Origin of the sequence: Paenisporosarcina sp. OV554, from assembly GCF_003058165.1 — a bacterium.
Taxonomy (GTDB): Bacteria; Bacillota; Bacilli; order Bacillales_A; family Planococcaceae; genus Paenisporosarcina.
Genome location: NZ_QBUC01000013.1, coordinates 41,797 through 54,815, shown reverse-complemented (window position 1 = coordinate 54,815; position 13,019 = coordinate 41,797). Strand labels below are relative to the sequence as shown.

The window sequence follows — 13,019 nt, the reverse complement described above, 5'->3', positions numbered from 1 at the left end:
TTACAATATATTTGTTGTTAGAATATGCTAATAGATTTGTTGGCAGAAATTAAATAATCGTTTAAGGTAATTATAGAGAGGAGGTGTGATTTTGAACCTTATCGACTTAAATCAATCGGTGCCATCCCATATTTTCAAACGTGGTAAATCTTATTTTCAAAATGGGCAAGTCCAACATATAAAGCTAAGTAAAAGCAATACTTCTACTTTTCACGCAGAAGTGTTGGGGACAGAGCTATATTTAGTTCAGCTGGAAGTGAATGATCAACATGACATTCTTTCCTCCAACTGTGACTGTCCATATACAATAACAGATTTTTGCAAACATCAAGTTGCACTGTGTCTGGCTATTCTTGATACTGTTACCGCTCTTCCGACTCAAGCTGAATCGAAGGTATCTTCTATCCACATAGTTCGTTACGAAGATGTGCTGGATAACAATGAACTGAGCCAATCCAAAATCATTGTCCAGTCTTCAATTAATTGTGCTAAACAGAGGGGATTTATTACTTACAGTCAGTCATTTATGGCACTCCATGGAGCAGAAAAGTTAATACTTCTTATTGATCAGTACATCGAAACGAGTCGTTATCAGATGGCCGTTAAGACAGGACTTCAAACGTTGCAACCCGTCGTCAAAGCACTACAGTTCACCGACGATTCATCTGGGAATTTTGGTGATGTGATTCAACAATTGCAATCTCAAATTCACTATGCTATTTCCAATGGCGTCTTCTCATGGTCAAGTCAAGAGAAGACCTCGATGCTTAAACAAATTATAAAAGCTTCTGAAAATAAAATTTACACGGATTGGTCCGATTGGAAATTCGAATTGCTTAGGGCTGGGATGACGCTATGTGAAGATGAGAAATTGTTCAACTTAATGTCACTTCATTTGCAATTTCTTGAAACTTTTATCCAATCCGAATCCGGCTATAGGAGCAGATATGAGCTCAGTCAATTGAAAATTCTCCAATTCAACTTGTTGTCCATTCGACAAGATGATCAAGCTATTGAAAATTTTTTACAAAATAATAGACATCTAGATGACATTAAAGAAATAGCCATTGAACGGGCCATTGCTTTACAGAATTTGGACGATGCTATGGATATCGCATTAGCAGGTGAATTCGAGCATTCTGAATATCCAGGATTGGTAAATAAATGGCGAATTCACCAATATAAGTTGCATAAAATGCAAAATCACTTGGCACATCAGAAAGAACTTGCTTTTCAACTAGTTTCACATGGTAATATCGAATTTTTCAACGATTTAAAAGAGCTTTATAGCCTAGACGAATGGCCTGATGTGCTTGATAAACTTTTATCAATCTTGAACTCCAAACATCAGTACTCAGTAGTGTATACAACCATTTTGAAACAAGAGAATTTATTTAGCCAGCTGCTTCACTATTGTCAGGTGAATTTGTATAATCTACCTGAACACGTACAATGGCTTAAGGCAGAGTATCCGCAAGAAACAAAAGAATTGTACCTTCTATGGTTGTATGAAAAAGCAAGTAGTGCATCCAACCGCTCGAATTATCGTCAAGTATGTCGGGAAATCAAGGCGTTTAAGAAATTGTTCGGCGAGGAGGTCACCGCATTACTAGTGGATGCCTTACAAAAAAAATATCCTTTGCGCACTGCATTCCTAGATGAGCTCGATAAAATGAACACTAAAAAAGGTTTGTAGCGAAAACTCTCGCCACAAACCTTTTTTGTTTCAATTATTCATCTAAACTATTTAAATCAATTATCATACCCGTCACCAAAGTAATGACGACGAATAAACAAATTAACATTAAGACTACCATTTTACTCAACTCCTACCATGTTTTAAAACCTTCTGAACCTGGAGGTGCATGGTGAATCATACCGCTTAATGGAATCGCATATGCGATGATAATGAGGACGAAGGCGATACCAATCCAAATCCACCAGTTTTCCAAGAATTTCGGTGTGTTCTCAACATCACTTTCAGCCATTGGGAAGTCAACAAAATCTCTTTCCTTAACGGCTTTTGGAGAAATGAACATGGTCATAACAACAATATATATTAGTATCATTGCTGATAAAAATAATATACTTCCGCCGATTGCCATGGTTACATGATTGCTTAAAATTCCATCAAACCATTCCATTGCGGATGGGTGATTATTGTAACCAGAATACGCAGTACGTCTTGGTGCGCCAAGCAAACCTAAAATGTGCTGTGATGTCGACATTAACAACATCCCGATAGCCCATGTAATAATTTGGATGAACCCTAATTTTTGCATAGATTTTGAAAATTTACGACCCGTTAAATAAGGAATGATCCAGAATGTCAGCCCCATAAATGTCATAGCTACAGGTGTTCCGACTGTAATGTGGAAATGTCCAACGATCCATAATGTATTGTGAACTATCTCATTTAATTGGAAACTAGCATTAATAATCCCGCCCGCTCCACCAGGGATGAAGAACGCCATCGCTACAAATATGGATGTAAAACGCACATCTTTCCAAGGAAGTTTTGTAAACCATCCGAAAAGTCCTTTGCCGCCTTTTTTACGACCTGCAATTTCAAAAGTTGCAAACATCGAGAATGCAGTCATCAATGATGGAATGATTACCATAAACGTTAAAACAACTTGAAGGAATTTCCAAAAATTAGAGATCCCAGGTTCAGTTAACTGATGGTGGAATCCAACTGGGATAGAAAAGAGAATAAATAATACAAATGATAAACGTGCAAGGGAATCACTAAATACTTTTGTTCCAATTAACTTCGGTACAATGACATACCATGCCATGTATGCAGGTAGTAGCCAGAAATATACCAAAGGATGCCCGAAATACCAGAATAATGAGCGGCTTAATTCAACATTTATCGTATCAACCCAACCAAATGCCCAAGGAATAAATTGGAATAATACGGTTGCCACAACGCCTAAACACGCTATAATCCACATGACAATTGTCGCAATCGTCATGAATGCAAATAATGGACTTAATTGACCTTTATGCTTTTTTCGCCAAATCATATAGTGACCGACTAAAGCAAAACTACTAATCCATGTACCTACTACGAATAAAGCAAGACCTACGTAATACCAACCGCTCGCTTTCAATGGAGCATAGAACGTATATAAAACCGAAGCTTCTCCCGAAACAATCATGGCGGTAGCTAATACGGTTCCTATTGTTGTTACCAGAAAACCAATCCAAGAGAATAGATAGACTTTCGGACCGAAACTTCCAAGACTTTTACTCATACCTGTAATAAAGAAACCAAAAATAAAGAATGTAGTAAAAATAAGTGCAAGCAGCACGCCATGTGCCGTTAATATTTGATAATAATCTAACCAACTCGGTAATTTGAGTGCATCATTTCGAATAAATACTTGTAATAATCCGCATAACGTACCAATTAAGAAGGCGATGTATGCTACTCCAATATTCCATAATGCTAACTTACGATCTCTTATAGCGATCATGACTAGTACACCTCAATTTCTGTAGACATTAAGTGGTGGCCAGATCCGCAATATTCATTACAAAGAATTAAATACTTTCCGGGTTTGTCGAATGTGTATGACTTAGTTGTAATTTGACCAGGGACGACCATCATGTTGACTTTTGTGTTATCAATTGTAAAACTATGAACGACATCTGTACTTGTTAGTTTAAAAATGATTTCTTTTCCAACCGGAACTTTTAAATCTGGTGCAGTGTAACCAAACGCCATTGCTACAATTGCCACTTGGTAAGTGTCATCATTTATTTGGGTGACGCCTGGCTTGTCAAACGGCGCGGTTTCATTTACTTTCTTCGGATCAATTGTCGTCATTCCCCCAGCCGGTGTATGACCATGAGAAAATGCACTAACTCCTACGATACTTAAAAATACAACTAGTGAAACGAGTCCAAATATGAGCCAAATTTTTTCGTATTTATGTAAATGCATTGTAATCCTCTCCTTTTATCTTGCTACGTACATTAAATAAACAGCTAACCACATGACGATGATAAGAATTCCAACGATAAAAACACTAACCAATGTTCCTTTTAAATTTACTTCTGGATTGTGTTTTGGTTTGCTCACTTATTCTCACTCCTTAAATGTAATTAGGTTACGTTCAGCGTAATGCATTCTCCTGTTAAACACTGTGACTTTTATCACACTTGGAGATTTATTAACAAAGAATTCACCTATTTGTCGATAAATATATATTTGCTTTTCTTTCAGCTACGCTCTGGATTTATTCAGCTTTGTCACCCGGATATTCCACACAACCGTGTCCATTTGGTTTCACCTGATTTTTCCCACAAAAAAAGGCCACCCTATTAATGGGTAACCATTTAATCAGTCAATTCTACAAAAGGCTATCGGGCAGTCTTCGCATTTTATTTCATTCTTTAAGTGAGCTAAATCATGAATGATGATTTTGCCTTCCCACATAGAAATATGGCCTTCTTTTTTTAATTCACCTAGCAAACGGTTGACTACTTCCCTAGCCATACCACAAAAGTTTGCGAGCTCTTGATTCGTGAATAATTGATCGATGAGAATGCCATTTGCATGCTCAACTCCATAACTATTGGACATTCGAATTAGCGTAGAATACAGTGCTCCTCTTTTCCCATGCAAAAGGAGGTCACGGAATCGAGTTTGTGTTTTCTGGTGATTGAGCCCCATCCATTTCATCAAGGTAATCGCTAACTCTGGTTTATAAGGGAGTGCATCTTCTATTGCTTCAGCGGTGATTTTGACGCATTGTACTGTTTCAAGTGCTTTGGCATCCAACATGTATTTTGCGGTCGGTGAAAAAAGAGTAATTTCTCCCACGAGCTGATGCGGACCACAAATCCGAAGCGTTAGTTCCCTGCCATCTGGCGTTACTTTACCAATTTGAACTTTGCCAGACTGTACAAGATAAATACCTTTGATTGTATCTCCTTCTCTAAACAAGTAAGCATTTTTCTCGTATTCTTTTATCGTATGTTGAATCGTTAGCAATTCCTTCAAATCAGATGACAATTCATTTATATTGCTCATTTCGTTCCCTCCTTTTCTTCATGGATGTCCGAATGATTATTATAGTAAGATTAACATAATTTAATCTTAGACTGCATTGATGTTGCGAACTCCTTCAAATACTTATCACCACGCATTTTGCGTTATAATAGAGGTATTAAATAAAGCAGGTGATGATATGCGTATTAATAAATTTCTAAGTGAAGCTGGCATTGTCTCAAGACGCGGTGCTGATAAATGGATTGAAGATGGACGGATTACAATTAACGGAGTAAAAGCAGAACTAGGAAGTAAAGTAGCACCTGGTGACGATGTGCGTGCGGATGGAAACCCGGTAAAACATGAAGATCCATATGTTTATATCGCTCTCAACAAACCAGTTGGAATAACGAGTACAACTGAACGTCATATAAAAGGAAATATTGTGGATTACATTAATCATCCACTCCGCATTTTCCATATTGGTCGATTAGATAAAGACTCTCACGGGCTTATTTTATTAACAAATGATGGGGATATTGTGAATGAAATTTTGCGAGCTGAAAATGAGCATGAAAAGGAATATATCGTTAAAGTAAACCAACCAATTACAGAAGATTTTATTAAAGACATGTCCGAAGGTGTAGAAATTTTAGATACGAAGACGTTACCTTGTAAGGTAGAGCAACTCTCAACTCATATCTTTAAAATCACCTTAACGCAAGGATTAAATCGTCAAATACGCCGCATGTGTTCTGCACTTGGTTATGAAATTAAGAGCTTGCAACGAGTTCGTATTATGAATATTCAAGTTGATGGCTTACCTGTCGGAGAATGGCGTGATTTATCTAAATCTGAGTTAGACGTATTATTTAAAAAGCTTAACTATACGCCAAAAAGGAAATAGAGTATTAGGAGACGATAACATGTTATCAATTACTCATACTGAAAATTTTTACAGGCGCGCTAATTAGTGGAGACTTTTGGGATTTAGATGAAATTAACCATGCTATTTTTATTTATACAATCACTGGCGATGAAAATAAGTATTATGACTGGGAAGGTTCGCGTAAACGAATACTAAGCGTCCTTTCTGAAATTAAGAATGCCTCGAAAGCGAACCGTCATGTCAGATTTCATGTCAATAGAACACCATGATCAATTAATGAATTTATTGAGTGAAAACAAAACGAATGTCCAAGAGTATGCTATTCAATTTATTGATGTTCTTAATTTAAATCATATTAACGCGACGAAAGAACAACTTGAAAAAAGTCTAGGAATGATTGCATTAACACTAGCCATTCAAGACAAAGTCTACTATCTATTTCGAAATCAAGTCCTCAAATCTGCCAATGAAACGAAAAGTGACATTCATGATTTATCGATTACAAAGGACAATCCTAAAGAAATTGAATGGTAATAAAAAGCGCCTCAAGAGTACAAACATATAAAAACAAACGATAAGGGACTACAAACCTAACTTGTTAGGGTCCCTATTTTCATTGTTATGTCAAATTAACCTGACCCGTAAGCGCAATCAGAAAAAAATTTTCACTCCGCTTCATATACCAACCATTCGGAAATTTTCCCACCCATTTTATTGTATAACGCAAAGATGGCTCCACTTTCTGTTTAACTTTGCCGAAAACAACCTAAGAAGCGAACCTACTCAGTAGGATCGCTTTTTTTCATCATCATGACATCTTCAGTTTGCTCGGTAAAACCTAGTCTCTCTAATGAATCTTTTAGAGGTACATGTAATGAGGCAATACTGACTAATTTTACGTCTCTTTTTTTACATTCTCCAATGACTATCTCAACCATATTAGAAAAGTTCTGTGCGTTTGGATGACAAGCTACAGCTAGTATTTCAGCATATCCTGTATCTTGTCGAATCGTCACTCCGACATACCCTCCGCCAGCAAATGCTATAGAGAAATCGAAATCAACTGAACCGTAGTATTCACGCATCATGGCAAATTGTTCATCAGATGTATCATCATATTTTTTCACATTTGTCTTCCAGACGTCAAAATCAAAACCTTCTTCTACTTCTACATCATGCGTTTTAACCTTTTTGCCAAGACTGCTTGCAAGTAAAGCTGAACGTCTTGTAACAGTAAATCCTTTTGATAAGAAATACTCAATTTGTTGTGTCCAGTCAAATCGCTGGGCAAACATCTTTGCTCCAAATGTTTCGCTTACAGCGAAACCATAGATCCGATTGTAAAGTTCATCTTGAACCTTACCTTCATATCCTGATATAACCCACGGATAACCTAATGACACGAACTCACTACTCCCCGTGAAGCTCATATAACCGATGAGTTGATCACCGTCAAAAGCAAAGCATCTGGACTTCGGGTGAAATTGTTGCTGTTCAATAAATTGATTTGGTGACAATGTTGGCTTCCAAGCAAAAGGAAGTTTTTTGGTGGCTGTAATCCAGAAGTTGATTTGACTTTGTAAGTCTTCAGGTCCCTCATAAAAACGATAGGTAATCGTCATAGGTGAGTTTCTCCCACTATTTTTTGATAAGCCATTTTCCCAATCATTTCTTTATGTTGAGGATATGATTTTACCAGTTCCTCTTGTGTAAACAATTCGAAGTCTTCGAAATCAAATCCTGGGGAAACCATACATCCTACAAGTAAAAATGACCCTTCTTGATCAACTGACGTCCCGAAAATAGCTCCTTTTGGAACAAGTACTTGTGGTGATTCCCCTTTTTCGAAATTCAACCCTAATTGATGTGCCTTATACTCCCCATTAGGATGAATCACATGAACAGTCAATGAACTCCCATCATGAAAAAACCACAATTCATCTGATTGTAGCCGGTGTAAATGAGAAACCTCTTCACTCTTTAAACAAAAGTAGATTGTCGTATAGAGGTTTCTGATTTTATTCTCTGAAGTATTCATTTTTTCTTCCGAATAAAAACTGCGTGTAAAGTGTCCACCTTCTGGGTGTGGTTCCATGTTTAAATGGTCTATGTAGTAAGCAGCGTCCCGATTTTTTCAAATTGAAACCTCCTTCTATTTAAACTTATCTTCCACTATATAAGAGTAGGATTCAATGCTTTCCGACAAAATGTGCCACGTGAAACATTTTTATGCTGAAATGTGACAATATATTTGACTTCGAAAAGAAGTTTTACGTGCTTCAGATGTGAGGTATGGACTTGGGAGATCATACGGAGAATCGATATTACAAATTTTCTCAATTACTAAGACGACTTTTGTAACGATATTAAGTTGATTTTTGTTTGACAACATTCGATTAAGAGAGAAGAGATAATTTTTTTCATTATTAAAGTCATTAGGTCTTGCCCATACGTCTTGGAAGACTTGTCGTAAGATTTCCTCACAGATAGCATTATCAGCAACAGTTCGGTACGAAATTTCCACAAAAGCAAATAGTAGCGGTCATATAACTCCACCAAAGACTGTTGTTCCTGGTTACACAGTCTGATAATCAAACGCTCATCTGTAGTCATCTTGTCACACTCCTCTTCCTCAAGTTACCCGACAAAAATTTAACGAAACATTTGAATGTGCTAATTCTAGTTTTTTTTATATGTTTGAAACTTTGCATAGAAAATGTTGTCTTTCTCAAGAGGAATGGTGTCCTTCTCCAAGCGAATGGTTGAAAACTCATGATAAGTGGTCGGAAACCTAAGTTGAATGGTCGGAAATCCAATCTATAATAAAAAAAGACTTGAGTGAGACACCTCAAGTCCTTTAGCATGTTAATTATTTTGAATATATTAATGTTTTTTTCTGTATTATCGTAAAAAATCCAGTTCCTAACATTATTAAAGCCGACAAATAAAAGGCGCTCGTAATCCCATATGTTTCAGCGATCCAACCAAAAAGAAACGTCGCAATGCCGAAAGCTCCCATTACTAAAACAGATTGAACGGAAAATACATGGCCCAGTTGTTCGGTTTCCGTATGTGTTTGCAAAATAGTCAATTGAGCAATCAATTGTATTTGACCAAATATACCAAGAAAAAGCGAGATAACTAGAGCCACAACTGCTGCATGAGGGTAAATAAACCACACCGTTAAAAGACTCGTGACAAAACAACCAACCATTATCATATGTTGACCAGAAATTTTTAAGAGTTTCGCAAATAAGTAACCACCAATAATAAATCCACCTGAATAAAAGGCGTTAATGTATCCCCACCAAGCTTCGTTTTTATCAAGGACTTCGTCGACGTACACATATAAAATGGCGGAAATCCATACGGCACCTGCAAATGCCGTTAACATATCTAATATAAGTACATTGCGAATGGATTTATTAGAAAAACTATACCTCCATCCTCCTGAAAGTTGTTCCTTCAAAGGGGGTATTTCTTTTCTCACAAATACGATGGACTTAATTCCATATGTCAGTAACCATCCTAATATATACAAAAATATTGTTACTAAAATAAGCAACCCACCATCAAATTGAGCTACAAAAAAAGCTCCTAGGGGCCAGCTAACTAAGTTCACAGTGTTATCGGATATGGCTACTAAACTATTGGCTTGTGGCAATGCAGATTTACCTACTAATTCAGGAAGCATGGCTTGTCTGGTTGGAGTTGACCAACCATCTAAAAAGGCAATGATACTGACTAGCAATAGAATCCACAAGATGGCTTCGTCTTTAAGTAAAAAAACCGCACTTAGTACAACGATTTTACTAAACATCGAAAACAATAAGATTCGACGCAATGGAAAGCGGTGCAAAAGGAGCGGTGTTAAAAAACTCCCAATCAAACGGGAAAACGTAATCGTCAACGGAATGAGAGTTAGTGTTAATACAGAACCACTGGATAAATAAACAAGTTGAATAAGCCCTACAATGTACAAGACATCCCCTGCGTTTGCTATCATTTGGCTAACCCAGAGAAAATAAAAAGAACGACGATCGTTCATGTTATACCACTCCTTCACTCTATTCAGTTCATAAAATATAAAGAGGAATGATTACACTCGTTTCGTCCTTTCTTCCATTTAATTTTAATTACACCCTATTGTAAGGTAACAAAAACCCATCTGCAATAAATGATTTGAAAAGCCGTTTCCAAACCCTCTTAATCCGCATTTATTAATAGATATAGACTGGAGGTGAATTTATTATGTATCGTCATATGAAACATTCAAAATGTCAATGCTCGAATAATCAACCTATTGCGTATCCTGCTGCTCAACCCAATGCGTATCCTGCTGCTCAACCTAATGCGCGCCCTGCTGTCCAACCTATCGCACAGCCAGGTATTCCACCAATTGTCTGCCCACCTTTGTGCCGTTATACGGACTCTTATGTCAAACGGGAAGTTCCTTATATTCAACCTTTGATTACATGTAACAGACAACACATTATCGATGTACCTAGAACTTATTACAGAGAAATCACTCAAAACGTTGTTGTTCCGCCGACACGCATGCCTTATGGACGTAGATATTAAAAACTTCCTTTTGTTCATTTTATTTTCAGACTATTCCCTTTATAATAGCCACATTGTAAAATGAATTTCCTCTCAAATGATTCACAAAAAACCCCAATGTCAGTTATCAACTGACATCGGGGTTTTCTATGTTAGTCAACTAACTTAATAAATTGCTTCGTTCGTTCATGACTTGGATTTTGAAAGAATGTAACTGGATCCGCAGACTCAATGATTCGTCCTTCGTCCAACATGATTACTCGATCCGCTACTTCACGTGCGAATTTCATTTCATGCGTCACCACAACCATTGTCATGCCCTCTTGTGCGAGTTGTTGCATGACGCTTAGGACTTCTCCTACAAGCTCAGGATCAAGTGCTGATGTTGGTTCATCAAACAAAAGCACTTTAGGTTCCATCGCTAGTGAACGAGCAATTGCAACACGCTGTTTTTGTCCACCAGACAATTTGCTTGGATATACATCCGCTTTGTCAGACAAACCTACTTTTTCAAGTAAGCCTTTTGCCAATGCAACAGCGTCTTCTTTTTTCATTTTCTTTACAGTCATTGGTGCTTCAATAACATTTTCAAGCACTGTCATATGCGGGAAAAGGTTGAAATGTTGAAATACCATACCTACTTCGGCACGGATATTTGATAATTTATGTTTCTTGGAATCCACTACTTGTCCATCCACTTCAATGGTCCCTTTATTGATACGTTCAAGAAAATTAAAACAACGTAAAAGCGTACTTTTACCGGATCCACTGACCCCGACCAGGACGACCACTTCCGAAGGAGCGACTTCCAGATCAATGCCTTTCAACACTTCCAAATCGCCGAACGATTTATGGATATTTGTTCCTTTTAACATATGATCCCCTCCTTCTTATTTGTCGACATTAAGTTTATTTTCATTAAGTTTCAGTAATTAGGTAAAGATCATAACCAAAACCAGGTAGTAAACCCCAACCACTAGAAATGTTTCCAGGGATTGATGGGACTGTGCTGCTTCTCGGTTAGCCATGGCGAATAGTTCTGGCACGCTGATGATATAGACCAATGAAGAGTCTTTCAACGTGATGATGAATTGATTGCAAAGGGGCGGAATTGAGCGTTTCAATGTCTGAGGGAAAATGATGCGACGCATGCTTTGCGCCCTGGTCATCCCAAGGGAGCTACTAGCATCGCGTTGCCCACGATCAATTTCTTGAATGGAGCCACGGAATATTTCCGCAATGTATGCACCATTATGAATAGCTAGTGCTATGGCTCCTGCCCAAAAACCAGAAAGGACAATTAGTTGAGTAATCCCGAAATACAAGAACATGATTTGTACAATCAAAGGCTTACCTCGAATGATGGTAATGTAGAGATTAGCAATTGTTTGCAAAATTTTTGAGCGTGATATTTTCATCAGTGCAAAAACCAATCCCAAGTTCGTCCAAGATAAGTGCGACAACCGTGATTTTCAAGGTCATGAGCGTCGCTTCAAGGAAGCCGATTAATCGAACTTTTTAACAAGTTAATCATAACTATATGCAGGTTTTCCTGCAAGTTACTGTAACATTTACGCAATAATTGATAAAATTGTGTTCAAAGTATAATTTCGGCTGAAAATATGGTAGTTCACAGTTCAAAACGGAGTAGAAGCCGAAATGGCATCTTCTGCTGCTTGTCTCTGTTGTAAATAGAGATTTGTCATGTCTATGCGCGCATTCGTGTCGTCTATGAGCGGATCTTTGTCGTCTATGAGCGAAACTATAAAAAACAGCCTCAAAGTTTATTCTTATCTTTCAAAAAAGCCCACTTACCAAATTAGGTAAGTGGGCTTTCGTTATAAGTTATCGTAAGATTTTAATTTTCACTGTTTTACGTCCCCATTTTAAAGCACTTGAATGGTTTGGCATAAAGACATCAATTTTATTTCCTTTTATCGCACTACCAGTATCACCAGCGATGGCATATCCGTAACCTTCTACATATACTTTTGAGCCAAGTTTAATTACGCTTGGATCAACAGCAATTACTTTTAAGTTTGGATTCTTTCTTAAATTGATTCCTGTTTTCGTAATGCCTGAACAACCGCGACAATAAGCAGTGTATGCTGTGGTAGATACCATCAATTCTTTGACCACTTTGTCATTAGATCGAGATACTGATTTTTTAGCGGATTTTTTAGAAACTTTTTTTACTGTAGCTTTACCTTTTAATTGAAGTTTTTGTTTCGGTTTAATTAAATCTGACTTTAAATGGTTTATAGATTTAATAGTTGAGACAGAGACATGGTACTGTTTTGATATTTTATATAATGTGTCACCATTTTTAACTGTGTGGACAGAAGCAGCGGCTTCCGAGTCATTGGCAAATGCGACGAGGAAAATTAGTACGAAACTTAACACGAAACTGAATTTTTTCAAGTTGTTTTCTCCTTTATTTCTCGTTTGTAGAAATAAAAATAACACTTAAACATTACAGTTCCGTGACAAAACATAAGATTTTTCTTTACAATTTGGGGTTTTTTATATTACGCGATAGAAATAAGTACCATTTTAAGAAAGCGCAGG

15 protein-coding genes and 1 pseudogene are annotated in these 13,019 nt (G+C 37.2%); 5 read left to right on the top strand and 11 right to left on the bottom strand.

Translation table 11 applies throughout. From position 1 onward, the window contains the following. The first annotated feature begins 91 nt into the window (after positions 1-91). Complete coding sequence (locus tag C8K15_RS12290; protein WP_108586693.1) at positions 92-1,696, top strand: SWIM zinc finger family protein; 1,605 nt, start codon at positions 92-94, stop codon at positions 1,694-1,696. A gap of 133 nt (positions 1,697-1,829) precedes the next feature. Here the strand turns inward: C8K15_RS12290 and C8K15_RS12285 are convergent, their stop codons facing one another. The 4 genes from C8K15_RS12285 to C8K15_RS12270 all read right to left on the bottom strand — a co-directional run bounded on the left by C8K15_RS12285 (position 1,830) and on the right by C8K15_RS12270 (position 5,044). Beyond that, positions 1,830-3,482, bottom strand: coding sequence for a b(o/a)3-type cytochrome-c oxidase subunit 1 (locus tag C8K15_RS12285; protein WP_108586692.1), 1,653 nt, complete (start codon positions 3,480-3,482; stop codon positions 1,830-1,832). A 2-nt stretch (positions 3,483-3,484) separates the two neighbouring features. After that, complete coding sequence (locus C8K15_RS12280) at positions 3,485-3,952, bottom strand: cytochrome c oxidase subunit II (protein WP_108586691.1); 468 nt, start codon at positions 3,950-3,952, stop codon at positions 3,485-3,487. Between the two features lie 15 nt (positions 3,953-3,967). Continuing rightward, positions 3,968-4,090 carry a cytochrome C oxidase subunit II gene (locus C8K15_RS12275; RefSeq protein ID WP_108586690.1) on the bottom strand — a complete coding sequence of 41 codons (123 nt, stop codon included), beginning with the start codon at positions 4,088-4,090 and terminating at the stop codon, positions 3,968-3,970. A 261-nt stretch (positions 4,091-4,351) separates the two neighbouring features. Then, positions 4,352-5,044, bottom strand: a complete 693-nt coding sequence (locus C8K15_RS12270) for a Crp/Fnr family transcriptional regulator (RefSeq protein WP_108586689.1) — start codon at positions 5,042-5,044, stop codon at positions 4,352-4,354. A gap of 157 nt (positions 5,045-5,201) precedes the next feature. On the opposite strand from C8K15_RS12270, the gene rluF reads away from it, so the two are divergent. From rluF to C8K15_RS20835, 3 genes are read left to right on the top strand one after another with little or no spacing between them, the layout of a single operon-like run. Further along, positions 5,202-5,909 carry a 23S rRNA pseudouridine(2604) synthase RluF gene (rluF, locus tag C8K15_RS12265; RefSeq protein ID WP_108586688.1) on the top strand — a complete coding sequence of 236 codons (708 nt, stop codon included), beginning with the start codon at positions 5,202-5,204 and terminating at the stop codon, positions 5,907-5,909. 14 nt (positions 5,910-5,923) lie between these two features. Further along, entirely contained in the window at positions 5,924-6,160 is a 237-nt protein-coding gene (locus C8K15_RS21505) for a DUF6904 family protein (RefSeq protein WP_483310846.1), read from the top strand. Next, positions 6,141-6,425, top strand: a complete 285-nt coding sequence (locus tag C8K15_RS20835) for a DUF6904 family protein (RefSeq protein WP_233260475.1) — start codon at positions 6,141-6,143, stop codon at positions 6,423-6,425. The genes C8K15_RS21505 and C8K15_RS20835 overlap by 20 nt, the downstream gene beginning before the upstream one ends. A gap of 245 nt (positions 6,426-6,670) precedes the next feature. Here C8K15_RS20835 and C8K15_RS12255 read toward each other — a convergent pair whose 3' ends face one another. The 4 genes from C8K15_RS12255 to C8K15_RS12240 form a co-directional block, all read right to left on the bottom strand. Continuing rightward, a complete protein-coding gene (locus C8K15_RS12255) occupies positions 6,671-7,513 on the bottom strand; it encodes an N-acetyltransferase (RefSeq protein WP_108586687.1) in 843 nt (280 codons plus the stop codon). Then, the gene (locus C8K15_RS12250) at positions 7,510-8,001 is read right to left on the bottom strand and encodes a cupin domain-containing protein (RefSeq protein ID WP_255421111.1); all 492 of its coding nucleotides are present in this window, start codon (positions 7,999-8,001) and stop codon (positions 7,510-7,512) included. The genes C8K15_RS12255 and C8K15_RS12250 overlap by 4 nt, the downstream gene beginning before the upstream one ends. A 117-nt stretch (positions 8,002-8,118) precedes the next feature. Further along, on the bottom strand, positions 8,119-8,415 hold the full coding sequence (locus tag C8K15_RS20830; RefSeq protein ID WP_233260474.1) for a hypothetical protein: 297 nt from the start codon (positions 8,413-8,415) through the stop codon (positions 8,119-8,121). 345 nt (positions 8,416-8,760) lie between these two features. Next, positions 8,761-9,939: an MFS transporter gene (locus C8K15_RS12240; RefSeq protein WP_108586685.1), complete on the bottom strand. Its 1,179-nt coding sequence runs from the start codon at positions 9,937-9,939 to the stop codon at positions 8,761-8,763. 203 nt (positions 9,940-10,142) lie between these two features. Between C8K15_RS12240 and C8K15_RS20825 the strand changes: the two genes are divergently transcribed. Next, a complete protein-coding gene (locus tag C8K15_RS20825; RefSeq protein ID WP_233260473.1) occupies positions 10,143-10,472 on the top strand; it encodes a hypothetical protein in 330 nt (109 codons plus the stop codon). Between the two features lie 131 nt (positions 10,473-10,603). On the opposite strand, the gene C8K15_RS12230 is transcribed toward C8K15_RS20825, so the two are convergent. From C8K15_RS12230 to C8K15_RS12220, 3 genes and pseudogenes are all read right to left on the bottom strand, one after another. After that, positions 10,604-11,326: an amino acid ABC transporter ATP-binding protein gene (locus C8K15_RS12230; RefSeq protein ID WP_108586684.1), complete on the bottom strand. Its 723-nt coding sequence runs from the start codon at positions 11,324-11,326 to the stop codon at positions 10,604-10,606. A gap of 57 nt (positions 11,327-11,383) precedes the next feature. After that, positions 11,384-11,933: pseudogene (locus tag C8K15_RS12225) on the bottom strand (amino acid ABC transporter permease). Positions 11,934-12,296: 363 nt separating this feature from the next. Continuing rightward, positions 12,297-12,872, bottom strand: a complete 576-nt coding sequence (locus C8K15_RS12220; RefSeq protein ID WP_108586683.1) for a 3D domain-containing protein — start codon at positions 12,870-12,872, stop codon at positions 12,297-12,299. Between the last annotated feature and the right edge of the window lie 147 nt (positions 12,873-13,019).

What these genes read in the sequence shown, in the direction of transcription:
- C8K15_RS12230 (WP_108586684.1), bottom strand. Translation starts at nt 11,326, where the DNA reads ATGTTAAAAGGAACAAATATCCATAAATCGTTCGGCGATTTGGAAGTG.
- C8K15_RS12280 (WP_108586691.1), bottom strand. Translation starts at nt 3,952, where the DNA reads ATGCATTTACATAAATACGAAAAAATTTGGCTCATATTTGGACTCGTT.
- rluF (WP_108586688.1), top strand. Translation starts at nt 5,202, where the DNA reads ATGCGTATTAATAAATTTCTAAGTGAAGCTGGCATTGTCTCAAGACGC.
- C8K15_RS12285 (WP_108586692.1), bottom strand. Translation starts at nt 3,482, where the DNA reads ATGATCGCTATAAGAGATCGTAAGTTAGCATTATGGAATATTGGAGTA.
- C8K15_RS20835 (WP_233260475.1), top strand. Translation starts at nt 6,141, where the DNA reads ATGTCAATAGAACACCATGATCAATTAATGAATTTATTGAGTGAAAAC.
- C8K15_RS20825 (WP_233260473.1), top strand. Translation starts at nt 10,143, where the DNA reads ATGTATCGTCATATGAAACATTCAAAATGTCAATGCTCGAATAATCAA.
- C8K15_RS12240 (WP_108586685.1), bottom strand. Translation starts at nt 9,939, where the DNA reads ATGAACGATCGTCGTTCTTTTTATTTTCTCTGGGTTAGCCAAATGATA.
- C8K15_RS12270 (WP_108586689.1), bottom strand. Translation starts at nt 5,044, where the DNA reads ATGAGCAATATAAATGAATTGTCATCTGATTTGAAGGAATTGCTAACG.
- C8K15_RS12255 (WP_108586687.1), bottom strand. Translation starts at nt 7,513, where the DNA reads ATGACGATTACCTATCGTTTTTATGAGGGACCTGAAGACTTACAAAGT.